Source organism: Aureimonas phyllosphaerae (assembly GCF_900113065.1).
In the GTDB taxonomy this organism is placed as follows: domain Bacteria; phylum Pseudomonadota; class Alphaproteobacteria; order Rhizobiales; family Rhizobiaceae; genus Aureimonas; species Aureimonas phyllosphaerae.
Genome location: NZ_FOOA01000009.1, coordinates 91360 through 117377 on the forward strand (window position 1 = coordinate 91360; position 26018 = coordinate 117377).

At 69.8% G+C, this 26018-nt stretch carries 29 protein-coding genes; 21 read left to right on the forward strand and 8 right to left on the reverse strand.

The features are described from left to right. Positions 1-71: 71 nt before the first annotated feature. A complete protein-coding gene (locus BM175_RS12630; protein WP_090963567.1) occupies positions 72-701 on the reverse strand; it encodes a J domain-containing protein in 630 nt (209 codons plus the stop codon). Positions 702-836: 135 nt separating this feature from the next. On the opposite strand from BM175_RS12630, the gene BM175_RS12635 reads away from it, so the two are divergent. Together BM175_RS12635 and BM175_RS12640 are read left to right on the forward strand one after the other, a co-directional pair. Further along, a complete protein-coding gene (locus tag BM175_RS12635) occupies positions 837-1139 on the forward strand; it encodes a BolA family protein (protein WP_090963569.1) in 303 nt (100 codons plus the stop codon). A gap of 5 nt (positions 1140-1144) precedes the next feature. Continuing rightward, entirely contained in the window at positions 1145-1852 is a 708-nt protein-coding gene (locus BM175_RS12640; protein ID WP_210185793.1) for a YoaK family protein, read from the forward strand. Here BM175_RS12640 and aroB read toward each other — a convergent pair. After that, positions 1830-2954, reverse strand: a complete 1125-nt coding sequence (aroB, locus tag BM175_RS12645) for a 3-dehydroquinate synthase (RefSeq protein ID WP_090963571.1) — start codon at positions 2952-2954, stop codon at positions 1830-1832. The genes BM175_RS12640 and aroB overlap by 23 nt on opposite strands. A 3-nt stretch (positions 2955-2957) precedes the next feature. Next, positions 2958-3539 carry a shikimate kinase gene (locus BM175_RS22980; RefSeq protein WP_090963573.1) on the reverse strand — a complete coding sequence of 194 codons (582 nt, stop codon included), beginning with the start codon at positions 3537-3539 and terminating at the stop codon, positions 2958-2960. Positions 3540-3737: 198 nt separating this feature from the next. Between BM175_RS22980 and BM175_RS12655 the strand changes: the two genes are divergently transcribed. From BM175_RS12655 to BM175_RS12670, 4 genes are all read left to right on the forward strand, one after another. Next, positions 3738-3920, forward strand: coding sequence for a hypothetical protein (locus BM175_RS12655; RefSeq protein ID WP_090963575.1), 183 nt, complete (start codon positions 3738-3740; stop codon positions 3918-3920). After that, positions 3917-4855, forward strand: a complete 939-nt coding sequence (locus tag BM175_RS12660; protein WP_090963577.1) for a site-specific tyrosine recombinase XerD — start codon at positions 3917-3919, stop codon at positions 4853-4855. Before BM175_RS12655 ends, BM175_RS12660 begins: the two co-directional genes overlap by 4 nt. Positions 4856-5017: 162 nt before the next feature. Further along, entirely contained in the window at positions 5018-5977 is a 960-nt protein-coding gene (locus tag BM175_RS12665; RefSeq protein ID WP_090963578.1) for an acetyl-CoA carboxylase carboxyltransferase subunit alpha, read from the forward strand. A gap of 268 nt (positions 5978-6245) precedes the next feature. Further along, positions 6246-7280 carry a L,D-transpeptidase family protein gene (locus BM175_RS12670; RefSeq protein ID WP_139224619.1) on the forward strand — a complete coding sequence of 345 codons (1035 nt, stop codon included), beginning with the start codon at positions 6246-6248 and terminating at the stop codon, positions 7278-7280. Between the two features lie 391 nt (positions 7281-7671). On the opposite strand, the gene secA is transcribed toward BM175_RS12670, so the two are convergent. Beyond that, positions 7672-10404 (reverse strand): preprotein translocase subunit SecA, encoded by a 2733-nt coding sequence (gene secA / locus BM175_RS12675; protein ID WP_090963580.1) that lies wholly within the window; start codon positions 10402-10404, stop codon positions 7672-7674. Between the two features lie 310 nt (positions 10405-10714). Here secA and BM175_RS12680 point away from each other — a divergent pair, with 310 nt between their 5' ends. From BM175_RS12680 to BM175_RS12705, 6 genes are all read left to right on the forward strand, one after another. Further along, positions 10715-11707: a peptidylprolyl isomerase gene (locus BM175_RS12680; RefSeq protein ID WP_090963581.1), complete on the forward strand. Its 993-nt coding sequence runs from the start codon at positions 10715-10717 to the stop codon at positions 11705-11707. A 169-nt stretch (positions 11708-11876) separates the two neighbouring features. Beyond that, a complete protein-coding gene (gene argJ / locus BM175_RS12685; protein ID WP_090963583.1) occupies positions 11877-13109 on the forward strand; it encodes a bifunctional glutamate N-acetyltransferase/amino-acid acetyltransferase ArgJ in 1233 nt (410 codons plus the stop codon). Then, the gene (locus BM175_RS12690) at positions 13090-13878 is read left to right on the forward strand and encodes a GNAT family N-acetyltransferase (RefSeq protein ID WP_090963586.1); all 789 of its coding nucleotides are present in this window, start codon (positions 13090-13092) and stop codon (positions 13876-13878) included. Before argJ ends, BM175_RS12690 begins: the two co-directional genes overlap by 20 nt. Before the next feature lie 14 nt (positions 13879-13892). Further along, the gene (locus BM175_RS12695) at positions 13893-14300 is read left to right on the forward strand and encodes a (deoxy)nucleoside triphosphate pyrophosphohydrolase (RefSeq protein ID WP_090963588.1); all 408 of its coding nucleotides are present in this window, start codon (positions 13893-13895) and stop codon (positions 14298-14300) included. Positions 14301-14422: 122 nt separating this feature from the next. After that, complete coding sequence (locus BM175_RS12700; protein WP_090963590.1) at positions 14423-14695, forward strand: hypothetical protein; 273 nt, start codon at positions 14423-14425, stop codon at positions 14693-14695. Beyond that, positions 14689-14883 carry a Flp family type IVb pilin gene (locus tag BM175_RS12705; RefSeq protein WP_090963592.1) on the forward strand — a complete coding sequence of 65 codons (195 nt, stop codon included), beginning with the start codon at positions 14689-14691 and terminating at the stop codon, positions 14881-14883. Before BM175_RS12700 ends, BM175_RS12705 begins: the two co-directional genes overlap by 7 nt. Positions 14884-14890: 7 nt before the next feature. On the opposite strand, the gene BM175_RS12710 is transcribed toward BM175_RS12705, so the two are convergent. Next, entirely contained in the window at positions 14891-15763 is an 873-nt protein-coding gene (locus BM175_RS12710; protein WP_090963593.1) for a methyltransferase domain-containing protein, read from the reverse strand. A 117-nt stretch (positions 15764-15880) separates the two neighbouring features. Here BM175_RS12710 and BM175_RS12715 point away from each other — a divergent pair, with 117 nt between their 5' ends. Genes BM175_RS12715 through BM175_RS12740 form a run of 6 tightly spaced genes read left to right on the forward strand, consistent with a single transcriptional unit; the run spans position 15881 to position 18875 of the window. After that, positions 15881-16630, forward strand: a complete 750-nt coding sequence (locus BM175_RS12715; RefSeq protein WP_090963706.1) for a ComF family protein — start codon at positions 15881-15883, stop codon at positions 16628-16630. 38 nt (positions 16631-16668) lie between these two features. Further along, a complete protein-coding gene (gene grxC, locus BM175_RS12720; RefSeq protein WP_090963595.1) occupies positions 16669-16926 on the forward strand; it encodes a glutaredoxin 3 in 258 nt (85 codons plus the stop codon). An 11-nt stretch (positions 16927-16937) separates the two neighbouring features. Then, positions 16938-17798: a carbon-nitrogen hydrolase family protein gene (locus tag BM175_RS12725; RefSeq protein ID WP_090963597.1), complete on the forward strand. Its 861-nt coding sequence runs from the start codon at positions 16938-16940 to the stop codon at positions 17796-17798. After that, positions 17795-18250, forward strand: coding sequence for a DUF1178 family protein (locus BM175_RS12730; RefSeq protein ID WP_090963599.1), 456 nt, complete (start codon positions 17795-17797; stop codon positions 18248-18250). The genes BM175_RS12725 and BM175_RS12730 overlap by 4 nt, the downstream gene beginning before the upstream one ends. A gap of 18 nt (positions 18251-18268) precedes the next feature. Then, on the forward strand, positions 18269-18562 hold the full coding sequence (locus BM175_RS12735; protein WP_090963601.1) for a DUF1289 domain-containing protein: 294 nt from the start codon (positions 18269-18271) through the stop codon (positions 18560-18562). Positions 18563-18593: 31 nt separating this feature from the next. Beyond that, positions 18594-18875, forward strand: coding sequence for a DUF1289 domain-containing protein (locus tag BM175_RS12740; protein ID WP_090963603.1), 282 nt, complete (start codon positions 18594-18596; stop codon positions 18873-18875). A gap of 62 nt (positions 18876-18937) precedes the next feature. Here BM175_RS12740 and BM175_RS12745 read toward each other — a convergent pair whose 3' ends face one another. The 3 genes from BM175_RS12745 to ubiG all read right to left on the reverse strand — a co-directional run bounded on the left by BM175_RS12745 (position 18938) and on the right by ubiG (position 21037). Continuing rightward, positions 18938-19420, reverse strand: coding sequence for a Dps family protein (locus tag BM175_RS12745; RefSeq protein WP_055892151.1), 483 nt, complete (start codon positions 19418-19420; stop codon positions 18938-18940). 281 nt (positions 19421-19701) lie between these two features. Further along, the gene (locus BM175_RS12750; RefSeq protein ID WP_090963604.1) at positions 19702-20178 is read right to left on the reverse strand and encodes a hypothetical protein; all 477 of its coding nucleotides are present in this window, start codon (positions 20176-20178) and stop codon (positions 19702-19704) included. Between the two features lie 115 nt (positions 20179-20293). Continuing rightward, positions 20294-21037 carry a bifunctional 2-polyprenyl-6-hydroxyphenol methylase/3-demethylubiquinol 3-O-methyltransferase UbiG gene (ubiG, locus tag BM175_RS12755; protein WP_090963605.1) on the reverse strand — a complete coding sequence of 248 codons (744 nt, stop codon included), beginning with the start codon at positions 21035-21037 and terminating at the stop codon, positions 20294-20296. Between the two features lie 241 nt (positions 21038-21278). On the opposite strand from ubiG, the gene BM175_RS12760 reads away from it, so the two are divergent. The 3 genes from BM175_RS12760 to prfA all read left to right on the forward strand — a co-directional run bounded on the left by BM175_RS12760 (position 21279) and on the right by prfA (position 26017). Next, complete coding sequence (locus BM175_RS12760) at positions 21279-22532, forward strand: aspartate kinase (RefSeq protein ID WP_055892160.1); 1254 nt, start codon at positions 21279-21281, stop codon at positions 22530-22532. Positions 22533-22623: 91 nt separating this feature from the next. Further along, positions 22624-24891 (forward strand): phosphoenolpyruvate--protein phosphotransferase, encoded by a 2268-nt coding sequence (gene ptsP / locus BM175_RS12765; RefSeq protein ID WP_090963607.1) that lies wholly within the window; start codon positions 22624-22626, stop codon positions 24889-24891. Between the two features lie 52 nt (positions 24892-24943). Then, entirely contained in the window at positions 24944-26017 is a 1074-nt protein-coding gene (prfA, locus tag BM175_RS12770) for a peptide chain release factor 1 (protein WP_090963609.1), read from the forward strand. Position 26018: the final 1 nt, after the last annotated feature.

The window sequence follows — 26018 nt, forward strand, 5'->3', positions numbered from 1 at the left end:
GATCGGCAGGCCTTACATCTCGCGGGTCGCCTCGTGCGGCCGCGCGTCTCGAACAGGGCTGGAATCAGGGATTAACAGAAGCCCGACGCCTTCAAAAGCTTGTAGGCCTGGATGACCTCGCGAAGACGGTCCTCCGAGCCGCGGTCGCCGCCGTTGGCGTCCGGGTGATACTGCTTGACGAGCGCCTTGTACTGCACCCGGATCGCCTCGCCGCCGGCGCTCTCGGGCAGGCCGAGCGTGGTCAGCGCCTTGACCTCGAGCGTGCGCGCCTTGCGGCGCGGCGCCGCGGGAGCCGCTTCGCCCTCGCCGAACAGGTTGAAGCTGTCGCGCGGGCGTCCGCCGTTGAAGCGGCGCGGGCGCCCGCTCGGCTTGGTCGAGGGCGTCGGCGAGACCTTCGCCCCGCCCGAGTTGTTGGAGCCCATCGTCCAGGTCGGGCGGTGGCCGGTCAGCGAGTCCTTCAGGTACTTCTGGATGTCGTCGTCGCCGAGCCCGGAGAAGTAGTTGTAGGACTTGTTGTACTGGCGCACGTGGTCGACGCAGAAATGGAGGTACTGGCCCTCGTGGTCGCGCCCGCGCGGCGCCTTGTGGGAGCCCGGCTCCTCGCAGCCCTCCCACATGCAGACGGGCGCACGTTCGGGTTCGGGCCCGGACCGGGCCGGGCGGACCCGGATCTTGTCGAAGTATTTGGAGTCGAGCTTCATCAGACCGCGATTATGGGGACCTGCCCCGGTGCGAACAAGAATTGACAGAACGGAAAACCCGCCCAAAACGGAAAGCCGGCGACGCACCCGCGATGTGGCGGGGCAAAGGCGATCACAGACGGACGGGGCGACATCATGACCAAGGCGGCCGAGATCGAGGCGAAGCTGACGCGGGGCTTGGCGCCTCAGCGCCTCGAGGTGGTGAACGAGAGCCATCTCCATGCCGGCCACCACCATGCCGGCAGCGACCACCACGACAGTTTCGACGGCACCGGCGAGACGCATTTCCGGGTCAGGCTGGTGGCGGAGGCGTTTGCGGGCAAGAGCCGGCTGGAGCGCCACCGCGCGGTGAACGCGTTTTTGGCCGAGGAGCTGGCGACCGGCGTCCACGCGCTGGCGATCGAGGCCGCGGCGCCCGGCGAGCCGACGCGGTTCTGACACCCGTGCGCCGCCGCGTCCGCCGCCGCGCGAGGGCGCGGATCGCCGTCGGCCTCCTCTTCGCCTCGCTCCTGTCCTTTGCGGCGGGGCTGACGGACGCCGTCGGATTTCTCCTCGCCGGCGACTTCGTCTCCTTCATGAGCGGCAATACGACGCGCTTCGGCATTGCGGCCGGCACCGGCGATCTCGCCCGCGCCGGCCATCTCCTGGCCCTCCTCGCGGCCTTCGTCGCCGGCAACGCGCTCGGCGTCCTCGTGATGCGCGTCGTGCGCGGCTCCCAGCCGGTGCTGCTCGTGGTCGTCGCCGCGCTGACGGCGCTCGGTGCGGCGCTGGGTCCCGGCGACCCGGCGATCGTGCTCCTGGTCCTGGCGATGGGCGCAATCAACGTCGCGCTGGAGGAGGTCGGCGGCCAGTCGCTGGGGCTGACCTATGTCACGGGCGCGCTGTCGCGCCTCGGACGGGGGTTGGCGCGCCGCCTCCTGCGCGAGCCGTCGCCCAGCTGGTGGGTGCAGGTCGTGCCATGGCTCGGAATGGCAGCGGGTGCCGTGGCGGGCGGCGTGGCCGAGGCCGAGCTCGGCCATGCGGCGATCCTCGCCTCGACGCTCGCCTGCGCGATGCTGGCCGTTCTCGCGCTCTGCATTCCGAAGCGCTGGCGCCGCACCTATCTGGCGCGGCGGCCGGACAAGACCGTCAGGCCGCGAGCTCCTGGTTGAGGAAGTCCCGCACCGCATCCGGCGCGACGTCGCGCGCGACGTAGGCCCGGCCGATGCCGCGCGTCAGGATGAAGGTGAGGGCGCCGCGCGAGACCTTCTTGTCCTGCGCGATCTTGTCCATCAGCGCATCGACGGTAAAACCGTCGCCCGGGATCTCCTGGATGCGGGTCGGCAGGCCGGCGGCCCTGAGATGCGCTTCCGCGCGGCCGGCGTCCTGGCCGGAGCAGAGGCCGAGCCGGACCGAGAAGCGGTGCGCCAGCGCCATGCCGATCGCGACGCCCTCGCCATGGACGAGGCGCGCGGGGTCGTAGCGCACGACCGATTCCAGCGCGTGGCCGAACGTGTGGCCGAGGTTGAGGAGCGCGCGGTCGCCGTCCTCGCGCTCGTCGCCCGCGACCACCGCTGCCTTGGCGCGGCAGCTTGCCGCGACCGCCTCGACACGCGCCGCACCGCCCGAAAAGATCGCGGCGCGGTTGGCCTCCAGCCATTCGAAGAAGTCCGGCCGGTCGATCAGGCCGTATTTCACGACCTCGGCGTAGCCGGCGCGGAACTCGCGCTCCGCCAGCGTGTCGAGGACATCGGTGTCGGCGAGCACCAGCGCCGGCTGGTGGAAGACGCCGACGAGGTTCTTGCCGCGGGCCGAGTTGATGCCGGTCTTGCCGCCGACGGAGCTGTCGACCTGCGCGAGCAGCGAGGTCGGGACCTGCACGAACTGCATGCCGCGCCGCGCGATGCCGGCGGCAAAGCCCGAGAGGTCGCCGATCACGCCGCCGCCGAGCGCCACCACCGCGTCGCCGCGCTCCAGTCGCTCGGCGAGGATCCGGTCGACGACGGCGATCAGGTGGTCGAAGGACTTCGTGGTCTCGCCGGGCGGCAGCGTGAGAAGCGCGGCGCCGATGCCGGCGCTCTCCAGCGCGGCAAGGAGGCGGTCGGCGTGGAGCGCTGCCACCGTCTCGTCGGAGACGACCAGCGCGCGGGCGCGCGGCAGGGCGGCCGCGATGTGCCGGCCGGCCGACGCTACGAGACCCGGCCCGATCAGGATGTCGTAGCTGCGCGGCCCCAGATCGACGCGCACGCTGACGGGCTCTGGCGTCTCGGTCATGGATCAGGCCTTGAAATGGGGATGGCGTTCCAGCTGGTCGAGTATCTCGCGCGCCACCGCCTCGCGCTTCACGTTGCGGGTCGGCACGTGGAGGTCGGCCAGCGCGTAGACGGGATAGCGCACGTCCATCAGCGCCTTCAGCGTCGCGCGCGGATCGGGCGTCTGGAGGAGCGGGCGCGTCGGCTTCTTCATCACGCGATCCATCAGGACGTCGAGTTCCGCCTTCAGCCACACGGTGATCGAGCGCTCCGCAAGGAGCCGGCGCGTCCCCTCGTTCATGTAGGCGCCGCCGCCGGTCGCGACGATGCGTGGGCCGTCGTCGAGGAGGCGGGCGACGACGCGCGCCTCGAGCGCCCGGAACTCGGCCTCGCCATAGGTGGCGAAGAGTTCCGAGATCGTCATGCGCGAGGCGTCCTCGATCTCCTGGTCGGTGTCGACGAAGGGCAGATCCAGCATCTGCGCGAGCTTGCGCCCGACCGTTGTCTTGCCCGCCCCCATCAGCCCGACGAGCACCACGGGACGCTGGACGGCGCCCGAGGCTTGGCGGTGCGGGAGGGGCGCGGCGGCCCGGGCGGTCTCGATCATCGGTTCAGGCGGCACAGGAAGCGGCGGGATCGGTCCTGCGTGAGACCAGAAAAGCCCTGTGGCGTCAAGCGAGCGGGGCTCGCGCTCCCGCCCCGGACTTGCCGTCTTCGCCCGCCATGGGAGGCACCTTGGCACTGTCGCTTCGCCCGCGCAGCCTCTAGTGTCCGCCCGCCCACCTCATGAAAGCCATGCCGCCCGATGCCCACCCTGACGCGCCTCCTGACCATCCTCGCGCTCCTCGTGGGCGCGGTCTATGCGGCGATGGCGGCGCTGGTGGCCTTCGTGGAGCCGCAGCCGGTACCGGTGACGGTGAAGGTGCCGATCCCGGCGCTGCAGCCGGCGCCCGTCGTGCCCAACACGCAGACGGGGGTGGCGAAATGAGCCGCGACGCCGCCCATCTCGACGCGTTCCTGGAGATGATGGCGGTGGAGCGCGGGGCGTCGCAGAACACGCTCGACGCCTATCGACGCGACCTCGACCATGCCCGCGCGGCGCTGAAGGCCGAGGGCGTGGCCTTGAGCGAGGCGACGACCGAGGCCGTTCGCGCCTACATGGCCGGGCTCGACGCCGGCGGTTTTGCCGCCTCCTCGCGCCAGCGGCGCCTGTCCTCGCTGCGCCAGTTCTTCAAGTTCCTCTATGCCGAGGGCCGCCGCGCCGACGACCCGACGTCGCCGATCGAGGGATCGCGCAAGGCGAAGTCGATCCCGAAGATCCTGTCGGAGGAGGAGGTCGACCGGCTGATCGGCGAGGCGGAGGCGCAGGCCGGCAATCCGGAGCTTCGCGGCACGGCGCTGGCAAGAGCCCGCCGGATGCACGCGCTGGTCGAGATCCTCTATGCCACGGGGCTGCGCGTCTCCGAACTCGTGTCGCTGCCGCGCTCGGTGTTGCGCTCGCGCGCCAGCCTGATCGTGGTGCGCGGCAAGGGCAACAAGGAGCGGCTCGTGCCGATCGGCGAGCGGGCGCGCGACGCGATGGACGCCTTCGCCGCCTCGCTCAAGGATCTACCCGGCGCGGGCGAGGCGTGGCTGTTTCCGGCGCTCTCGGAGAGCGGGCACATGACGCGCCAGGCCTTCGCGCGCGATCTGAAGGACCTGGCGATCCGCGCCGGCATCCGGCCGTCCCGCGTCAGCCCGCACGTCCTGCGCCACGCCTTCGCCAGCCACCTCCTGCAGAACGGCGCCGACCTTCGCGTCGTGCAGGAACTCCTCGGCCACGCCGATATCGGCACCACGCAGATCTACACCCATGTGATGGAGGAGCGCCTGATGCGCCTCGTCACCGACCACCACCCCCTGTCGGAGCTCTCGGGGGACTGAAACCGCCCGCTTTCTTGACATTCCCATGTCGGATCGCCAGTTTGCGCGCCGACGCGAACCCCATGGTTCGGCGCGCGGCCGAGCCAGCCGGCCGGCCCCTCGGCCGGCAGGCTCCGGAAACCGCCGCCCGAACCCCGACAGGACGGCGCAAGGCCCGGCTGGATGCACAATTATCTCGACTTCGAAAAGCCCGTCGCCGATCTCGACAGCCAGATCATCGAACTCAAGAAGATCGGCGACACCGAGGGGCGGATCGACGTCTCGGAGGACATCCAGCGCCTCGAGACCCGCTCGGCGGAGGCCTTGGCCGATCTCTACCGCAAGCTGACGCCCTGGCAGAAGACGCAGGTCGCCCGCCACCCCGACCGGCCCCACTGCACCGACTATCTCGCCCAGCTCGTGACCGAGTTCACGCCGCTGGCCGGCGACCGCTACTTCGCCGAGGACCACGCGATCATCGCCGGCTTCGGGCGCTTCAAGGGTCGGCCGGTCGCGGTGATCGGGCAGGAGAAGGGCTCCGACACCCAGACCCGCCTCAAGCACAATTTCGGCATGGCCCGGCCCGAGGGCTATCGCAAGGCCGTGCGCATCATGGAAATGGCCGAGCGCTTCGGCCTTCCGGTCGTCACGCTGGTCGATACCGCCGGCGCCTATCCCGGCATCGGAGCGGAGGAACGGGGTCAGGCCGAGGCCATCGCCCGCTCAACTCAGGTCTGTCTCGGCCTCTCGGTGCCGCTGGTCTCGCTCATCATCGGCGAGGGCGGATCGGGCGGCGCGATCGCGATCGCGGCGGCCAACCGCGTTCTGATGATGGAGCACGCGATCTATTCGGTGATCTCGCCGGAGGCCGGCGCCTCGATCCTGTGGCGCGACTCGAGCCGCGCCAAGGACGTCGCGCAGGCGATGAAGATCACCGCGCAGGACCTCAAGGGCTTCGGCGTCATCGACGAGATCGTCTCGGAGCCGACAGGCGGCGCTCATCGCTCGCGCGAGCGCGCGATCGAGACGGCCGGCGCGCGCATCGAGGCGGCTCTCGGCGAACTCTCCGCGCTGTCGGGTGACGAGCTGAAGCGCCAGCGCCGCGAGAAGTTCCTGGCGATCGGCCGCGAACTGAAGGTCTGATCGGGACGCCTCGTCAGCCGTCACGCGATCGTTGCCTTCAAACGGTCTTCGATCGGAGTTAGAAGGCCCGTCGCGGGGTTCCGGAGGGGCCTTGCATCGAGGGAAAGAATTTTCGGACATTTCCCGCCCGGTCGTTAATCTTCCGGTAACCGTCCCGGTCCGAAAAGAGGGCAGCGTCCCGAGCCGCGCGATGAGCGCGGTCGGGCGGGGATCGGTTCGAGGGCGCGGGGGAAAAGCCACCGCTCGCCCGCATCGTGGGGATCGGGGAATGACGGCACGACGTCTTGGGACGATGGCGTTTCTGGCGCTCGGTCTCATGGCCCTGTCCGGCTGCCAGCAGGACGATGTGTTCGCTGATCTCGTCGGGCCCAACGCGCCGCTGCCGCCTGCGCTCGTCAAGGTCATCAAGTCCAAGGAGATGGGCGAGAACTCGCCCATCCTCGTGCGCCTCTACAAGGAGGAGTCCGAGCTCGAGGTCTGGAAGCAGAAGACCGACGGGACGTTCGCGCTCCTCAAGACCTATCCGATCTGCGCCTGGTCGGGGCAGCTCGGCCCCAAGCGGAAAGAGGGCGACCGTCAGGCGCCGGAAGGCTTCTACCACCTGACGCCGGGCCTGATGAACCCGACCTCGAAGTATCATCTCGCCTTCGACATGGGCTACCCCAACGCCTATGACCGCGCCAACGAGGCCTCCGGCACCCACCTGATGATCCATGGCTCGTGCAACTCGTCGGGTTGCTACGCCATGGACAACTGGCAGATGGAGGAGCTCTACGCGCTCGCCAACCATGCCTTCCAGGGCGGGCAGAAGTCGATCCAGATTCAGGCGCTGCCCTTCCGGATGACGCCGGAGAACATGGCGCGCCATCAGAATTCGCCGCATGTCGCCTTCTGGAAGATGCTGAAGGAAGGCACGGACCGCTTCGACCTCACCCACAAGCCGGTGGCGGTGGCGGTCTGCGAGAAGCGCTACGTCTTCGACGAGACCCTGACGGACGGCCGCACGCTCGATGCCAACGGCGAGTGCCCGGTGGTGGAGACCCCGGCCGACCTCCTCGTCAAGCGCATGGCCGACGAGGAGATGCAGAAGAAGATCGCCGCCACCATGGCGCCCGAGGACTTCGCGATCACCACGGCCTCGACCTACAAGACCGGCACGCCGATCTCCGCCGAGGCCTACGCCGCCGAGCAGCATCGCCGGCAGGGCTACGATCGCGACGGCAAGCCGATCCAGACCGCGCGCTCCTCGATGTTCAAGAACCTTCTGCAGAAGAAGCCGGCGCTGCCGGGCGGGAGCGACTGAGCGGGTTCCCGCCCGTCTCCGACGCCGCGCGTTCTCCGCTTCGCCGATCCACAGAGCCCGATATCGGGGCGGCGCTTCGCCGCGATGAACGCATCGCTCTTGGCAGCAAGGCCAGCCTGAAGCTCCCTGAGCCCGACGCGGATCGCACGCTTGGTGCGGCGCTGACGCATCGCCGCTTTCCGTTCGTTCCCCGACCGACATCAGAACGCACCACGTGCGAGCGGCGTCCGCGCGAGCACGCCGACGCGGCAGACGCGCCCGACCGGAGCGCCGATCGCAGACCGCTCCCGGCCTTGTGCGGTAAACACTCGCGCGGACGGAGCCTCGGCCGCATCGGGTGTCCGCCACGAAAAAGGCCGGCTCGAAAGCCGGCCTTTTTACGGAGTTCGCCTCAGGCGATCTGCGCGTAGGCGCCGTGGCAGTGCTTGAACTTCTTGCCGGATCCGCAGGGGCAGGGCTCGTTGCGCGAGACCTCGCCCCAGGTCTCCGGGCGCTCGGGATCGCGCTGCAGGCGGTCGGCGCCGGGCGGGTTGAAGTCGGCGGTGAGGCGCGCGGCGCCGCGACCGAACTCGTCCTCGCCGGTGGTCGCGTCGATATGGTGCGCTTCCATGTCGGGCAGCACGGGCGCGTCGGTCTCGGGGCGCACGAGTTCGACGCGCATCAGCTGCTGCGTGACGCGCTCGCGCAGCTGGTCCAACATCACCTGGAAGAGCTCGAAGGCTTCCGACTTGTACTCGTTCAGCGGGTCGCGCTGCGCATAGCCGCGGAAGCCGACCGCCGAGCGCAGGTGGTCGAGGTTGACGAGGTGCTCGCGCCACAGGGCGTCGATCGTCTGGAGAACGACCGAGCGCTCGATGTAGCGCATGATGTCGCCGCCGAACCGCTCCTCGCGATCGGCCGCCGCCTTGTCGACCGCCTCGAAGATGCGCTTCTTGACGTCCTGGTCGTCGATCCCCTCCTCGTCCGCCCAAGCGGCGATGGGCAGATCGAGGTTCAGGAATTCGCGGATCTCCTCCGTGAGTTCGGCCGTCTCCCACTGCTCGGGATACGCGTTCTCGGGCATGCGCTTGGCGACCAGCGTGTCGATCAACTCGTGGCGCATGTCGGTGACGGTCTCGTGGAGCGACCCGGCGTCCATCAGCTCGAGCCGCTGCTCGAAAATGACCTTGCGCTGGTCGTTCATCACGTCGTCGTACTTCAGGAGGTTCTTGCGAATGTCGAAGTTGCGCGCCTCGACCTTCTTCTGCGCCTTTTCCAGCGCCTTGTTGATCCAGGGATGGACGATCGCCTCGTCCTCCTTCAGGCCAAGGCGCGTCAGCATCGTGTCCATGCGCTCGGACCCGAAGATGCGCATCAGGTCGTCCTGGAGCGACAGGTAGAACTTCGAGCGGCCGGGATCGCCTTGGCGGCCCGAGCGGCCGCGCAGCTGGTTGTCGATGCGGCGCGATTCGTGGCGTTCGGTGGCCAGCACGTAGAGGCCGCCGGCGGCGAGCGCCTCGCCCTTCAGGCGCTGGATGTCGGCCTTCAGAGCCGTAATCGCGGCCTCGCGCTCGGGGCCTTCCGACACCTCGGCGAGCTCGCGCTCGATGCGCATGTCGAGATTGCCGCCGAGCTGGATGTCGGTGCCGCGGCCGGCCATGTTGGTCGCGATCGTCACCGCGCCGGGCACGCCCGCCTGCGCGACGATATAGGCTTCCTGCTCGTGGTAGCGTGCGTTCAGCACCTGGAAGTCCTTGAGGCCCTCCTTGCGCAGCCGCTCCGCCAGCATCTCGGACTTCTCGATCGAGGTCGTGCCGACGAGGATCGGCTGGCGCCGCTCGGCCGCCGCCTTGATCTCCTTGGCGATGGCGCGGAACTTCTCCTCCGCCGTCCGGTAGACCTCGTCGTCCTCGTCGATGCGCACGACGGGCAGGTTGGTCGGGATTTCGACGACGTCGAGGCCGTAGATGTCGGCGAACTCGGCTGCTTCCGTCGCCGCCGTGCCGGTCATGCCGGCGAGGCGGTTGTACATGCGGAAGTAGTTCTGGAAGGTGATCGAGGCGAGCGTCTGGTTCTCGGGCTGGACCGTGACGCCTTCCTTGGCTTCGAGCGCCTGGTGCAGGCCTTCCGAGAAGCGGCGGCCCGGCATCATGCGGCCGGTGAACTCGTCGATGATGACGATCTCGTCGCCGCGGACGATGTAGTCCTTGTCGCGCTGGAAGAGCTTGTGGGCCTTCAGCGCGTTGTTGACGTGGTGGACGATCGTGACGTTCTCGATGTCGTAGAGCGAGGGGCCGTGGAGGTGTCCGGCCGCCTCCAGCATGCGCTCCAGCTTCTCGGTGCCGTCCTCGGTGAAGGACACCTGTCGCTGCTTCTCGTCGACCTCGTAGTCCTCAGGGCTCAGCTGCGGGATGAAGCTGTCGATCGTGCGGTAAAGGTCGGAGCGGTCGTCGAGGGGGCCCGAGATGATGAGCGGCGTGCGCGCCTCGTCGATCAGGATCGAGTCCACCTCGTCGACCAGCGCGTAGAAGTGCCCGCGCTGGACCATCTGTCCGCGCTCGTACTTCATGTTGTCGCGCAGGTAGTCGAAGCCGAGTTCGTTGTTGGTGGCGTAGGTGATGTCGCAAGCATAGGCCGCGCGGCGCTCGTCGTCGTTCATGCCGTGCACGATGACGCCGACCGACAGGCCGAGGAAGTTGTAGACGCGGCCCATTTGGCCAGAGTCGCGCGTCGCCAGGTAGTCGTTCACGGTGACGACGTGGACGCCCTTGCCCTCCAGCGCCTTGAGATAGACCGGCAGCGTGCCGACCAGGGTCTTGCCCTCGCCCGTGCGCATCTCGGCGATGGCGCCGCCCGCCAGCACCATGCCGCCGATCATCTGCACGTCGAAATGGCGAAGCCCGAGCGCGCGCTTCGACGCCTCGCGGACCGTCGCGAAGGCGGGCACCAGAAGGTCGTCGGTGGTCTTGCCGGCTGCGATCTGGGCACGGAACTCGTCGGTCCGGGCGCGGAGCTGGTCGTCGGACAGCTGGGCGAGCTCGGCCTCCAGCGCGTTGATCGACTTGACCGTGGGCTCGAACTTGCGGACGCGGCGCGAGTTGGAGGACCCCAGCAGCTTGCGGGCCAGACCGCCGAAACTCACCATCCGAAACGTCCTTCCAGGAAACAAGATTGTCGCGGGCGCGATCCGCCTCGCGGGGTCCGCCGCCGGGGATCGTCGCCGATCCGCAAGCCCGCGCTCCGGGACGCGGCGGCTGGACTTTCAGAACGTGGGAGAGATAAGAGGGCCCCCGGAGGAAGTCAACGCCGGCCCCAGCGCGGGCGTGCGGCCCTCAAAACACCGCAAAGTCGGCTCTTTGCCAGTCCTCGGGAGCCGCCTTGCGCACCCGCCCGGCCGGGCGAGGACGCCCGGCGCTCCCCCTTTGTTTCGTCGTCGTCGGGAAGGCTTCCGCTTCATGCTCACCTCGCTCCGCTCGCGGCTCGCCGCCTCCGGCCTGATCCTGGCCTCGCTCGCCGTCGGCGCCCATGCCCAGGACGCGCCGACGCCCGCGCCAGCAGCGCCCGCCGCTGCGCCCGCGCCCGCCCCGGTGCCGCCAGAGACGGTGCTGGTGACGGTCGGCAACGCCAAGATCACGCAGGCCGATCTGGAGGCCGCCAGCGCCGACCTCGGCCAACAGTTCGCCCAGCTTCCGCCCGAGCAGCGTCGTCTCGCCACGCTCGCCGCCCTCGTCGACATCAAGGCGCTGGCCCAGAAGGCCGAGGCCGAGAAGCTCGGCGACGACGCCGAGACGGCGCGCCGCATCGCCTTCCTGCGCGAGCGCGCGCTGCACAACGCCTATTTCGAGAAGCACGGCATCTCCGCCATCACCGACGCCGAGGTGCGCGCGCGCTACGACAAGGAAGTCGCCGCGATCAAGCCGGTCGAGGAGGTGCACGCCAAGCACATCCTCGTCCCCACCAAGGAAGAGGCCGAGGCCGCGATCAAGGAACTCGACGGCGGCAAGGACTTCGATGCGCTCGCCGCCGAGAAGTCGACCGGCCCGACCGGCCCGCAAGGCGGCGATCTCGGCTTCTTCGGCCCCGGCCAGATGGTGCCGGCCTTCGAGACGGCGGCCTACGCGCTCCAGCCCGGCACCTACACCAAGGAGCCGGTGCAGACGCAGTTCGGCTGGCACGTCATCAAGGTGATCGAGAAGCGCCCGCAGCAGCCGCCGGCCTTCGAGCAGGTCGCCGATCAGGTGCGCCAGGTCGTGATGCGCGAGAAGTATGTCGAGCTCGTCCAGGCCGCCCGCGCCGACGAGGTCGTGACCTACGAGGACCCGGCCCTGAAGTCGCAGATGGACACGATGGAAAAGGCCATGTCGGGCGCCGCCGAGGACCCGGAGGCCGCGGCCGACGAAGCCGAGACCGACGCCGCGCCGGCCCCGGCCCCGGCCCCGGCCCAGTAATCGGCCGCGCGAAAGTCGAACCGTCGAAACAGGGGCGCCGGAGCCGATCCGGCGCCCCTTTTTCGTGGGCCCGTCCGGCCGCGTCGCCGAAATGTCGCTTGCCGCTCACCCGCGGCTTGGGGCACAGGGAGGCGGACCGCTCCAGTTCCCCCGGCCCAAGGGTTGCGCCATGTCCCATCCCGTTTCCCCGCTCGCCCCCCGCTCCGTGCCGGACATGCCCGCCGTCGCGGGCGTGTCGATCGCGACGGGCGCCGCCGGCATCAAGTACAAGGGCCGCACCGACGTCCTCACGATGACCTTCGCGGAAGGCACCGCGGTGGCGGGGGTGCTCACCACCTCGCGCTGTCCCTCGGCCCCGGTGGACCATTGCCGCGCGAGCCTGAAGGGCGGGCGAGCCCGCGCGCTCGTCGTCAATTCCGGCAACGCCAACGCCTTCACCGGCCGCAAGGGCGCCGCCACCACGGATGCCACCGCCAGGGCCGCCGCCGAGGCGGTCGGCTGCTCGCCTTCGGAAGTGTTCCTCGCCTCGACCGGCGTCATCGGCGAGCCGCTCGACGCCGCCAAGATCACCCCGCTCCTCGCCGGCCTCTTCTCGCAAGGGGAGGGCGCGCGCTGGCGCGAGGCGGCCGACGCGATCATGACCACCGACACCTATGCCAAGGTCGCGACGCGCGAGGTCGCGCTCGGCGGCGCGACGGTGCGCCTCAACGGCATCGCCAAGGGCGCCGGGATGATCGCGCCCGACATGGCGACGATGCTCTCGTTCCTCGCCACCGACGCGGCGATCGCGCCGGGTGTCCTCCAGGCGCTGCTGGCAGACGCCGTCGGGCCGACCTTCAACTCGGTGACGGTCGACAGCGACACCTCGACCTCGGATACGCTGCTCCTCTTTGCGACGGGCGCCGCGGGCAACGCGGAGGTCGCGGACGCCGGCGACACGCGGCTCGGCCCCTTCCGCGAGGCGCTGGCCGCCGTCCTTCTCGATCTCGCGCGGCAGGTCGCGCGCGACGGCGAGGGCGCGCGTAAGGAGATCATCGTGACGGTGGAGGGGGCGGTCGACGACCGCTCCGCCAAGCGCATCGCGCTCTCGATCGCCAATTCGCCGCTGGTGAAGACGGCGGTCGCCGGCGAGGACGCCAACTGGGGCCGGGTCGTGATGGCGGTCGGCAAGGCGGGCGAGCCGGCCGAGCGCGATCGCCTCGCGATCTCGTTCGGCGACGTGCGCGTGGCGGTCGACGGCGAGCGTGACCCGGCCTACTCGGAGGCGGAGGCCTCGGCCGCGATGAAACGGGACGAGATCCGGATCGGCGTCCAGCTCGGCCTTGGGAGCGGGCGCTGGACCGTCTACACCTGCGACCTCACCAAGGAATACGTCGCGATCAATGGCGACTACCGGAGCTGATCGCGTGCCGCGGCTGACCGTGGTCCGCCGGCTGGAGGCGGCGGGCTTCCGCGCCTGGCCGGCCAGCTCGACCTTCTACGACGGCACCTGGGCGGTGCGGGTGACGACGAGCTTTCCGGCCAAGCGGCTGAACTCGGTGAACCCGCTCGATCCCGCCGACGACGCCGAGATCGAGGCGCGCATCGAGCGGGCCGAGGCGCGCTTCGCTGCGGTCGGCCGGCCGCTGGTATTTCGCCAGTCGCCGCTCGCCCCGCCGCGCCTCATCCGCCATCTCGACGAGGCCGGCTGGTCGAGCTTCGGCGAATCGATCGTCTACACCGCCGATCTCGCGAGCCTCGACCTGGCCGAGGCGATCGACCGGATCCCGCTGCAGGACGCGCGGCGCTACCTCGAGGCCTCGCTCGTCGTCCATCGCCGGCCGCCGGCGTTGCGCGAGGGGCTGGAGGCGGTGCTGGCCTCGATCCGCCCGCCCGCCGCCTATTTCGTGCGCGAGAACGACGAGGGCCGGCCGATCGCCGTGGCGCTCGCGATCTCCGACAACGACCTTGCCGGCATCCTCGACGTCGCGGTGGACAGCGGCTACCGCCGCCAGGGCATCGGCATCGATCTCGTCGCGACCGCGCTGCGCCACACCGCCCACAAGGGCGCGCGCACCGGCTGGCTGCAGGTCGAGGCCGAGAACGCTGCCGGCCGCGCCCTCTATGCCCGCCTCGGCTTCACGGAAGCCTATCGCTACGTCTACCGCGCCCCGCCGGGCATCATCGTCTGACGGGAGCCCTGTCCATGCCGACGCCTCGTCTCCTCCTCGTCGCGGCCTGCGCGCTGCTCGACGCCGACAACCGCATCCTTCTCGCCCAGCGGCCGCCCGGCAAGTCGCTCGCCGGCCTGTGGGAGTTTCCCGGCGGCAAGGTGGAGGCTGGCGAGACGCCGGAGGAAACGCTGATCCGCGAGCTTCGCGAGGAGATCGGCGTCGAGACCAACGCGGACTGCCTCGCCCCGCTCACCTTCGCCAGCCATACCTATGACGGTTTCCATCTCCTGATGCCGCTCTACGTCTGCCGGCGCTACGAGGGCATTCCACGGTCGATGGAGGGGCAGGCTCTGAAGTGGGTGCGGGCTTCGGCCCTGCGCGACCATCCGATGCCCCCGGCCGACCTGCCGCTCATTCCCTTCCTTACCGACCTACTCTGAACGCGAAAAGCGAGGGGAAGGGCCGGCGTTAAGCATGTCGCTTAAACCGGTCTTCACGGTGCGCGGCGATGATCCCATCGGTCTGGCGCAGGGCGCGCCGGACGGGACCGGAGCCGGATCGCATGCGCAAGAAGCCCCACCGATCGCCACGTCGCCCCGGAGTCGCCGGCGCCCTCCTGCGTGCCGCCCTTCTCGTCGCTCCGCTCGCCGGTGCCATCGCCTTCGGGATCGCGCCGCGCGGCAGCGACCGACTGGTCGCGGCCAACGGCTCGGAAGGCATCGACACGATGACCACGGGTTCGGTGTCCGCTTCGCGCTTCACCTTCGCGGTCGGAGCCGGCCCGGTCGGCGGCTGCCTTCGGGTCGGCGACGGGCGGCCGGGGGGCGCATGCTGAAGCGCTTTCCCACGTCGTGCCGCTTTCTCGCCGACCATTCGGGCGCCACCGCCATCGAATACGGCCTGATCATCGCCCTCGTCGGGCTCGCGCTCCTGGTCGGCCTCGGCAATACGAACGACAGCGTCAGCGCGATGTTCAACGACCTGATGGAAAAGGTCACCGAAGTCCTCCAGCGCAAGTCCTGACGGATCGTCAGCTCTTCGGTCGCAACGCCTCCGCCAGGCTGTGCGTCGCGCTGCCGGGCTTCATGGGCTTCTGCTGGCTCTCGTGCGGCTTCCAGCCGGAGAGGTAGACGACGTCGAAGGTCGCGCGCAAGCGACCGTCCGGGTCCGCGAAGCGCTCGGCATAGATGTCCGCTGCCCGGAAGAACAGCTGCCGCCCCACCGGGCGGCGCGCGCGCGCGTGCAGCATGTTGCTCATGCCCATGTCGCGCAGGTCGCGCATCAGCTCGAACATCGAGGCGTAGCGCACCGTCAGCCGGTCCTGGTCGATGACCGGCAGCGCGAAGCCGGCGCGCTGGAGGAGGCTGCCCGCCTCGCGCAGGTCCGCGAACGGCGCGACGCGCGGGCTGGCGCCCCCTGAGATTTCAGCCTCCGCCGTCAAGAGCGAGGCGCGCAGCTCGTTCAGCGTCTCGCCGCCCAGAAGCGCGGCAAGGAACAACCCGTCCGGGCGAAGCGCTCGCCGGATCTGCACCAGAACGCCCGGCGTGTCGTTGGTCAGGTGCAGCGAGAGCGGCGACAGGACGAGATCGACGCTCTCGTCGCGCAGGGGCAACGCCTCCTCGTCCGCGACGACCCCTTCGCCGGGGCCGAGGAAACGCGCGTCGCGCTCGATGCGCAGCAAGCGCTCGACCTGGCCGCCTTCGCCAAGCCGCGCGGCCAGCGCCCCGGTGTGGCCGGCGAGTTCCACGCCCACCGCGAACTGGCGCTGGACGAGCGACAGGCGCTCGGCAAGCTCGTCCGCCACCGCGTCGAGCAGGAACGAGGCGCCCGGTGCCGCGCGTGCCGCCGCGCGCACGCGGCGCCGGTCGATCAGCGCACGGTCGAAGGGGGCGTTGGCGGTCATTGTCGGGCTCCAGGTCTCGAAGCGGGGCAAGGGGCTTGTGGCCGGCTCGCCGGGGAGTATCGTCGGTGGCGGCGCATGGGAAGCGCCAGAGGAGAAGACGGGGTGGGGGCGATGGGCATGGATCTCGTCTGGCGCGGCCTGTCCCGTGTCGCAGGGCCGATCGGTCGGCTCATCTATCCGCCGGTCTGTGCCGGTTGCGGCGCCGCGCTCGCACGGGCGCCGGCCGTCTGCTCGCAGTGCTGGCGTTCGCTGCGCTTCATCGAGCGTCCCTATTGCGAGGTGCTGGGCCTTCCCTTCTCCTACGATCTCGGACGCGGCTTCCTGTCGGCGGAAGCGATCGCCGACCCGCCGGTATTCGCGCGTCTGCGGGCCGCCCTCGTCTACGAGACGCTCGCCGCGCGCATGGTCGCGTCGTTGAAATACGCCGACCGGGCCGATCTCGTTCCGCTGATGGCGGCCTGGATGCGACGGGCCGGCGAGGAGGCGATCGCAGCCAGCGACCTCGTTGTGCCGGTGCCGCTCCACGCGCGGCGTCTTATGCGCCGACGCTTCAACCAGTCCGCCGAGCTCGCCCGCGCGATCGCCCGCGCCGAGCGTCTTGCCTACGCGCCCATGAGCCTCCGGCGGCGACGCGCGACGCGCAGCCAGGTCGGCCTCGGACCGGACGAACGGCGCGAGAACGTGCGCGGCGCATTCGAGGTGCCCGCCGCCCAGAGCGGCACCGTGCGCGGCCGGCGCGTCCTTCTCGTCGACGACGTCTACACGACCGGCGCGACGGTCTCGGCGGCGACGCTCGCGCTGAAGCGCGCGGGCGCCGCCGAGGTCAGCGTCCTCGTCTTCGCCAGGGTTGCGGCGGGCGGCGGATGACCGCATATCAGCGCGTCGCCTGAAGTTTCGAGGACGCCATGCCCCCCGTCACCATCTATACCCGACAGTTCTGCGGCTACTGCGCGCGCGCCAAGGATCTCCTGACCCGCAAGGGCGTCGCCTTCGAGGAGAAGGACGCGACCGTCGAGCCGTCCTTTCGGCAGGAGATGATGAGCCGCGCCCCCGGCAGCTCCACCTTCCCGCAGATCTTCATCGGCGACCGGCACGTCGGCGGCTGCGACGATCTCCACGCGCTGGACCGGGCCGGCAAGCTCGATCCGATGCTGGCCGGCTGAGGACCCACGCGATGACGACGTTCAAGGCCGCCGTGGTGCAGATGCGCTCCGGCGAGGATCCCGCCCGCAACATCGAGGCGATGGAGGCGCTGGTCGCGGACGCTGCGGCACGCGGCGCGCAGTTCGTGCAGACGCCGGAGATGACCGGCATCCTCTGCCGCGACCGCGAGCGGTTCCGCTCGCACCTGAAGCCCGCGGACAGCGATCCGGTGGTCGCCGCCGCCAGAGCGCTGGCGCGCCGGCATGCGATCGTCCTCCATCTCGGCTCGACGGCGGTCGACGCCGGCGACGGGATGGCGGCCAACCGCGCCTTCCTGTTCGGGCCGGACGGCGGGACGATCGAGACCTACGACAAGATCCACATGTTCGACGTCGACCTCGACGGCGGCGAAAGCTGGCGCGAGTCGGCGACCTACCTGCCGGGCACCCGCTCGGGGCTCGCCGACGTGCGCTTTGCGGACGGCACGGCGCGGATCGGCTTTGCGGTCTGCTACGACATGCGCTTTCCCGAGCTCTTCCGGGCCGAGGCGCTGGCCGGTGCCGAGGTACTGACGGCGCCCGCCGCCTTCACGCGCCAGACCGGCGAGGCGCACTGGCACGTCCTCCTGCGTGCCCGCGCGATCGAGAACAACTGCTTCATGATCGCCGCCGCGCAAGGTGGGCGCCACGAGGACGGGCGCGAGACCTTCGGCCACTCGCTGATCTCGGACCCCTGGGGCCGGATCATTGCCGAGGTGAAGGGCGACGAGCCGGGCGTGGCGCTGGCGACGGTCGATACCGAACTCGTCGGCAGCGTGCGCGCCAAGATCCCCAACCTCAAGAACCGCCGGCCCTTCGAGGCGCCGGCGGTGCGCGCGACCGCAGAGGCATGATCCGCTACGCCCTTCGCTGCCGGGACTGCGGGCACGGGTTCGACGGCTGGTTCCGCTCCTCCGCCGATTTCGAGGCGCAGGGCGCGCGCAAGCTGCTCGCCTGCCCGGTCTGCGAAGGGCACGGCGTCGAAAAGGCGCTGATGAGCCCGGCCGTCGCGGCGGCGCCCGAACCGGGTCGCACACCGGGCCACGCGCCGGGCGGTGCGGTGACGAGCGCGCCCGTCGGCGAGGCGGCCGAACTCTACCGCCAGCTGCAGGACATGGCCCGCAAGGTCCGCAATGAGGGACACTATGTCGGCGCCGGCTTCGCCGAGGAGGCCCGGCGCATCCACTACGGCGAGGCGGAGGGCCGGCAGATCTACGGCGAGGCGAGCGGCCAGGAGGTGCGCGGCCTCCTCGAGGAAGGCATCGCCGCCCTGCCGCTGCCGCCGCTTCCCGAAGACAAGAACTGAACCGACGGATCGACCGACATGGCCAAGACCTTTGCCAAGGCGCCGAGCCCCTGCGTCTCCGTCTGCAAGTTCAAGATCGAGGGGCAGTGCATCGCCTGCCGGATGACGAAGCCCGAGAAGAAGCGGTTCAAGCGGCTGGAGGGCAAGGGCGAGAAGCGCGCCTTTCTCGCGATGCTGAGCGAGCGGCTGCAGGCGGCGGGCCGCTACGCCTATTGGTCGCGCATGTATCGCCGCCGCTGCGAGAAGAAGGGACGGCCCTGTCCGCTCGACAAGCTGGAAGCCGACCTCGACACGGGGGCCGAGGCTGCCTAACTCCAGGGTCCTGGACCCCGAGGACCCATCCATGAGCTTATCGCCAGCCTGGGCGGATGCCCCGAGCCCCTGCGTCGACGTGTGCAAGTACAAGCGCGCGGGGCGCTGCGTCGGCTGCATGATGACCAAGATGGAGAAGGACTCCTTCCCCCATTCGGGCAGCGCCGAGCGCAAGCGCGCCTTCTTCCAGGCGCTGCTCGAGCGCCTGCGCGCCGAGCACAAGAACCCCGCCTTCTGGGCGATCGCCTATCGTCGCAAGTGCAGCCAGGAAGGCGTGCCCTGTCCGCTCGACGAGGAGGACGGCGACCTCTGACCCCATACGAAAAAGACCCGCCGGATCGCTCCGGCGGGTCTTTTTATCGAAGAGTCGATCGCTCAGGCGGCGGTCGACTTGAGATGGGCGCGCAGCATCCAGGCGAACTTGTCGTGCTTCTCGATGCGGCCGGTCGCCATGTCGTTGGTCGCCCAGTCGCCGTGCTCCTCGGCGACCTGCGCCAGCGAGGACAGCGTCGAGGACAGCGTCTCCTGATCCTTCATCAGGACCTCGATCATCGTCTTGGCGTCGGTGCGACCGTCATGCTCCTCGACGGCGCTGCGCTCGAGATAGACCGAGAAGCGGCCTTCCGCATGGGCGTCGAAGGCCTTGATGCGCTCGGCCAGAAGGTCCTGCGCCTCGAAGTGATCCTCGTAGATCTCCTGGAACAGCTCGTGCAGCGAGCCGAAGCTCATGCCGGTGACGTTCCAGTGGAAGTTCTGCGCCTTGAGCGTCTCGATGGCAGTCTCGGCGAGCGCCTGCGTCAGGCCGTTGACGATCTCTTCCTTGGCGCTCGGTTCGATCTTGGCGGCAACCAGACCCATGATGCTTCTCCTGAGGTTTGCGGTTTCAACGCGTGGGCTTGCCCACGGGTTGCGAGGGCGAATTGGAATGGTTCCAAACTAGACGCGATGGCGACCCGTTTCAAGCCTTCTTTGAATCATTCTAAACTAGCAAGTGGACGACGCGGGTCTGCGTCTCCATGTGGGGCACGCCGGAGCGGATGCGCGATCGGGCGCTGCCGCAGGAGGAAACAGGAAGAGGCGGGATGAAGCGCATCCCGAAAAGGCCGACCGTATGGACGGGGTCGGCCGGGGCGCATCGGTCAGGCGGCGTCCAGCGCGCGGACCATGGCCGCGGACAGGAAGCGCATCCAGCGCCGCGCCGATGGGGCGACGCGCCACGCGACGAGGGCGCCCGCCGCCGCGTCCTGCCCGTCGCGGCAGGCGGCAACGAGGCGCAGGAGCCAGGATTCGTCGTCGCTGACCGACACGGCGCCCGGGCGATAGATCACCATCTCCGACGACGCCCGCTCGGACAGGCCGCGGAAGAACACGGTGGCGAGGCGGTCGAGCGAGGCGGTGGGCTGGCCGGCGAGGATGTAGCAGGCGCGCTCGAGATCGGCGCGCGGGGCGAGCTGCGAGCGCAGCGCCAGCCAGCGCAGGCGCTCGAGGTCGAGCCGCTGGTCGTCCGTCAGGGTGCGGGCGACATGGATGCGCTCGGCAGTCGGGCAACGCGGAAAGGCGACGACCCGGCGATCCTCGTCGGAGGGAAGGGCAAGCCGCGCGAGGGATGCTGACATCGAGAATTCCCGGCCTTCGCCGCGCCCGAAGGCCCGGCGACCTTAAACCTGACTTTCAACGGAAGCATTCCCTACCAGATCGCCGTCGCGACCGGAAGAGGGGGTCGGTTCCGCTTCAGGGTCGGCGGTAGAGGACCATATAGTTGACGTCCATGTCGCGCGAGCGGCGCCAGGCGTCGGCCAGCGGGTGGTAGACGACGCCGGTCTGGTCGATCCGCGTGAAGCCTTCCGCGCCGAGCGGCGCGTCGATCTCGCCGGGGCGGACGAGCTTGGCATATTCGTGCGTGCCCTTGGGCAGCCAGCCGAGAACGTATTCCGCACCGACGATGGCGAAGGTCAGCGCCTTCATCGTGCGGTTGATCGTGGCGACGAAGATGAGGCCGCCCGGCTTCACCATGCGCGCGGCCGAGGTGAGGAAGTAGTTCACGTCCGAGACGTGCTCGACGACCTCGAGCGCCAGCACGACGTCGAAGCGCTCGCCGGCCGCTTCCAGCGCTTCCGCGGTCTCGGCGCGGTAGTCCACCGCAACGCCGCTTTCCGCCGCGTGGAGACGCGCCACCTCGATGTTGGTGACTGAGGCGTCGGCGCCCACGACCTCGGCGCCGAGGCGCGCGAGCGGCTCGGAGATCAGCCCGCCGCCGCAGCCGATGTCGAGCATCCGCAGGCCCTCGAAAGGCTTCAGCGAATGGAGGTCCCGTCCGAAGTTGAGGCCGACCTGCTCGCGGATATAGGCAAGGCGCACCGGGTTGAACTTGTGCAGCGGCTTGAACTTGCCACGCGGGTTCCACCATTCGGCGGCGAGCTTCGAGAAGCGCTCGACCTCGCCGGCGTCGATCGTGGTCTGCCGTGCCTCGCTCATGGTGCTCATCCGTTGCCCAAAAAATCGCGTTGGCCGGGCATGTTCCGCCCGGCCGCGGGAAGTCAAGCGCGACAGGGTGGCCCGCCTCGCCTTGCGCTCCACCACCGCTTCGGCTAACCGAGGCCGCTCGCCGTGCCGATCGGGGACCGGCATCGAAGCGGGCACTCGTGTTCCCTCCTAAATGGACGGGCACGCCCGCAGAGCGAACGGCGGGCGGCCCGCTCGACATCGGTCTGAAGTCATGGCGCGTCTCGTTCTCAAATTCGGCGGCACCTCCGTCGCCGACATCGACCGGATCCGGAACGTCGCGCGCCACGTCAAACGCGAGGTGGACGCCGGCCATCAGGTGGCCGTGGTCGTCTCGGCGATGTCGGGCAAGACCAACGAACTCGTCGGCTGGTGCACGCAGGCCTCCGCCATGCACGACGCGCGCGAGTACGACGCGGTGGTAGCCTCCGGCGAGCAGGTGACGGCGGGTCTCCTCGCCATCACGCTGCAGCAGATGGGCATCAACGCCCGCTCCTGGCAGGGCTGGCAGATCCCGATCCGCACCGACGGCGCCCACGCCTCGGCGCGCATCCAGGAAATCGACGGCTCGGAGATCGTACGCCGCTTCGGCGAGGGGCAGGTCGCCGTGATCGCCGGCTTCCAGGGGCTGGCGCCCGACAACCGCATCGCGACGCTCGGGCGCGGCGGCTCGGACACGTCGGCCGTGGCGGTCGCCGCGGCGCTGAAGGCCGACCGCTGCGACATCTACACCGACGTCGACGGCGTCTACACCACCGACCCCCGCATCGAGCCCAAGGCCCGGCGCATGGCCCGCGTCTCCTTCGAGGAGATGCTCGAGATGGCCTCGCTCGGCGCCAAGGTGCTGCAGGTGCGCTCGGTCGAGCTCGCCATGGTCCACAAGGTGCGCACCTTCGTGCGGTCCTCCTTCGAGGACCCCGACGCGCCGGGCATGGGCGACTTCCTAAACCCTCCGGGGACTCTTATTTGCGACGAGGATGAAATCGTGGAACAGCAGGTCGTCACCGGCATCGCCTACGCCAAGGACGAGGCGCAGATCTCGCTGCGCCGCGTCGAGGACCAGCCGGGCGTGGCCGCCGCCATCTTCGGGCCGCTGGCCGATGCCGGCGTCAACGTCGACATGATCGTGCAGAACGTCTCGGAGGACGGCACGCGCACCGACATGACCTTCACCGTGCCGGCCGGCGACCTCGCCAAGGCGACGCAGGTGATCGAGGGCGCGAAGGCCGAGATGCGCTTCGACGTCGTCCAGTCCGAGCGCGGCCTCACCAAGGTCTCGGTGATCGGCATCGGCATGCGCTCGCACACCGGCGTCGCCGCCACGGCCTTCAAGGCGCTCGCGGGACGCGGCATCAACATCCGCGCCATCACCACCTCGGAGATCAAGATCTCGATCCTGATCGACGGCGAGTATACCGAACTGGCGGTGCGCACCTTGCATTCCGTCTACGGTCTCGACAAAGCTTGAGCCGGCGGCGCCAAAGGGGCGCCCGAATCTCCTCCGGCCCGATCGAACCGTCGGGCCGGGACCGACCGCAGACCGACGGAAGACGTGCCTGATGCGAAGCGACTCCTCGGGACCGCGCATCCTTCTGCGCCGGATCAGGGAACTCATGGCCGAACCGCTCGAGGCGCAGGCGCGCCTCGACGAGATCGTGCGCCAGATCGCCGCCAACATGGTGGCCGAGGTCTGCTCCCTCTATGTGCTGCGCGCCGACGGCATCCTCGAGCTCTATGCGACGCAAGGCCTGAATCCCGGCTCGGTGCACCTGGCCCAGCTGCGGCTCGGCGAGGGGCTGGTCGGCACGATCGCCGCCACGGCCCGCGCGCTCAATCTCCAGGACGCGCAGAAGCACCCCGCCTTCACCTACCTGCCGGAGACCGGTGAGGAGATCTTCTACTCCTTCATGGGCGTGCCGATCCTGCGCGCCGGTCGCACGCTCGGCGTCCTCGTCGTCCAGAACAAGGAAAAGCGCATCTATCGCGACGAGGAGACCGAGGCGCTCGAGACGGTCGCCATGGTGGTCGCCGAGATGATCGCCGCCGGCAGCCTCGAGGGCCTGTCGCGGCCCGGCGTCGTCCTCGACCTGTCGCGCCCTGTCCATTTCGAAGGGCTGGCACTCGCCGACGGGATCGGGCTCGGCCACGTCATCCTCCACGAGCCGCGCGTCGTCGTCACCAACCTCTTCAACGAGGACGCCGAGGCCGAGGTCGCGCGCCTCGAGAAGGCCGTGTCCTCGCTGCGCATCTCGATCGAGGACATGCTCCAGCGCCGCGACATGGCGGCCGAGGGCGAGCACCGCGCGGTGCTCGAAGCCTATCGCATGTTCGCGCACGACCGCGGCTGGGTGCGCCGGCTGGAGGAGGCCGTGCGCAACGGCCTGACCGCCGAAGCCTCGGTCGAGAAGGTGCAGAACGACATGCGCGCGCGCATGATGCACGCCTCCGACCCGTTCCTGCGCGAGCGGCTGCACGATTTCGACGACCTCGCCAACCGCCTCCTGCGCCAGTTGATGGGCCGCGACGGCGACATGTTCGGCGACGGCGTCGCGGGCGACGTCGTGATCGTCGCGCGCTCCATGGGCGCGGCCGAGCTTCTCGACTACCGGCGCGAGCAGATCCGCGGCCTCGTGCTCGAAGAGGGCGGGGCGACCAGCCACGTCGTGATCGTGGCCCGGGCGCTCGGCATCCCGGTCGTCGGCCAGGCCAAGGGCGCCGTCTCGATGGCCGAGAAGGGCGATGCGATCATCGTCGATGGCGAGGAGGGGGCGGTGCACCTGCGCCCGCCCGCCGATGTCGAGAAGGTGTTCGTCGAGCGCGTCCAGTTCCGCGCCAAGCGCCAGCAGCGCTACCAGGCGCTGCGCGACGTGCCGGCGCGCACGCGCGACGGACAGGACGTCGCGCTCCTCATGAACGCCGGCCTCCTCGTCGATCTGCCGCAGGTCGAGGCGGCGGGGGCTGCGGGCATCGGGCTCTTCCGCACCGAGTTGCAGTTCATGATCGCCTCGACCATGCCCAAGACCAGCGACCAGGAGCGCCTGTATTCGGCGGTGCTGGACGCGGCCGACGGCAAGCCGGTCACCTTCCGCACGCTCGATGTCGGCGGCGACAAGGTCCTGCCCTACCTCCACCAGTCGCCGGAGGAGAACCCGGCGCTCGGCTACCGCGCGCTGCGCCTTGCGCTCGACCGGCCCGGCCTGATGCGCACCCAGCTGCGCGCGCTCCTCAAGGCGTCGGCGGGGCGCGAGCTGCGCGTCATGTTCCCGATGGTCACCGACCTCGAGGAGTTGCGCCAGGCGCGCGACCTCATCAGCCGCGAGTTCAAGCACCTCACGCGCTTCGCCCACGCCATGCCGCGTCGGCTGAAGCTCGGCGCGATGATCGAGGTGCCCTCGCTCCTCTTCCAGCTCGACGAGCTGATGCAACTCGTCGACTTCGTCTCGATCGGCTCCAACGACCTGTTCCAGTTCTTCTGCGCGGTCGACCGCGGCAATGCGCAGATCTCGGGTCGCTTCGACGATCTCTCCTCGCCCTTCATGCGGGCGCTGCGCGAGATCCTCGACGCCGGGCAGCGCCATTCCGTGTCCGTCACGCTCTGCGGCGAGATGGCGGGGCGCCCCTTGTCGGCGATGGCGTTGATCGGATTGGGGTTCCGGTCCATATCCATGACCTCGTCGGCGATCGGGCCGGTGAAGGCGATGCTGCTCGAGCTCGATGCCGAGGACCTGCACCGCACGATCACCGCCCATCTCGCCGAACGTCACCCGCGCCAGACCTTCCGGCAGATGCTGGAAGATTACGCGCAGGCACACGCCATTCCCCATTGAGAGGGTCGCTGCCGGGCCGCACGGTCCGGCGCGCCCGGACCGGACGACACGCATGGCCATTCTACCCGCCGACACCATGACCGAGATCCTCCGGCGCTCGGATCAGCTGTCATCGGAGATGGCGTCCGGTCCCGACCACGAGACCTATGCCCGGCTCGCCGCCGAATATGCGGGGCTGGAGGACGTCGTCGCCGGCATCCGCGCCTATCGCGCGGCCGAAGCCGAGCTCGCGGGCCTGCGCGAGATGCTGGCCGACCCGGCGTCCGACCGCGAGATGCGCGATCTCGCCAGCGCCGAGATCGGCGAGGTGGAGGATCGGCTCGAGACGCTGTCGAAGGAGCTTCTCGTCCTCCTCCTGCCGAAGGACGCGGCCGACGCCAAGGGCGCGATCCTCGAGATCCGCGCCGGCACCGGCGGCTCGGAGGCCGGCCTCTTCGCGGGCGATCTCTTCCGCATGTACCAGCGCTATGCCGAAGGGCGCGGCTGGCGCGTCGAAATCATGGAAGCGTCGGAGGGCGAGGCCGGCGGCTACCGCGAGGTGATCGCCTCGGTGACCGGGCAGGGCGTCTTCTCGCGCCTGAAGTTCGAATCGGGCGTCCACCGTGTGCAGCGCGTGCCCGCCACCGAATCGGCCGGGCGCATCCACACCTCGGCCGCCACGGTCGCGGTGCTGCCGGAGGCCGAGGAGGTCGACATCGCCATCCGCAACGAGGACATCCGCATCGACACGATGCGCTCGTCGGGCGCCGGCGGCCAGCACGTCAACACCACCGATTCGGCCGTGCGCATCACGCATCTGCCGACCGGCATCGTCGTCACCTCGTCGGAGAAGTCGCAGCACCAGAACCGCGCCCGCGCCATGCAGGTGCTGCGCGCCCGGCTCTTCGACATGGAGCGCTCGCGGATCGATGCCGAGCGCTCGGCCGACCGCCGCGCGCAGGTGGGCTCCGGCGACCGGTCCGAGCGCATCCGCACCTACAACTTCCCGCAAGGGCGCGTGACCGACCACCGCATCAACCTGACGCTCTACAAGCTCGACCGCGTGATCGAGGGCGACATGGACGAACTCGTCGAGGCGCTGGCGGCCGACGACCAGGCCGCGCGCCTCGCCGCCATGGGCGACTGAG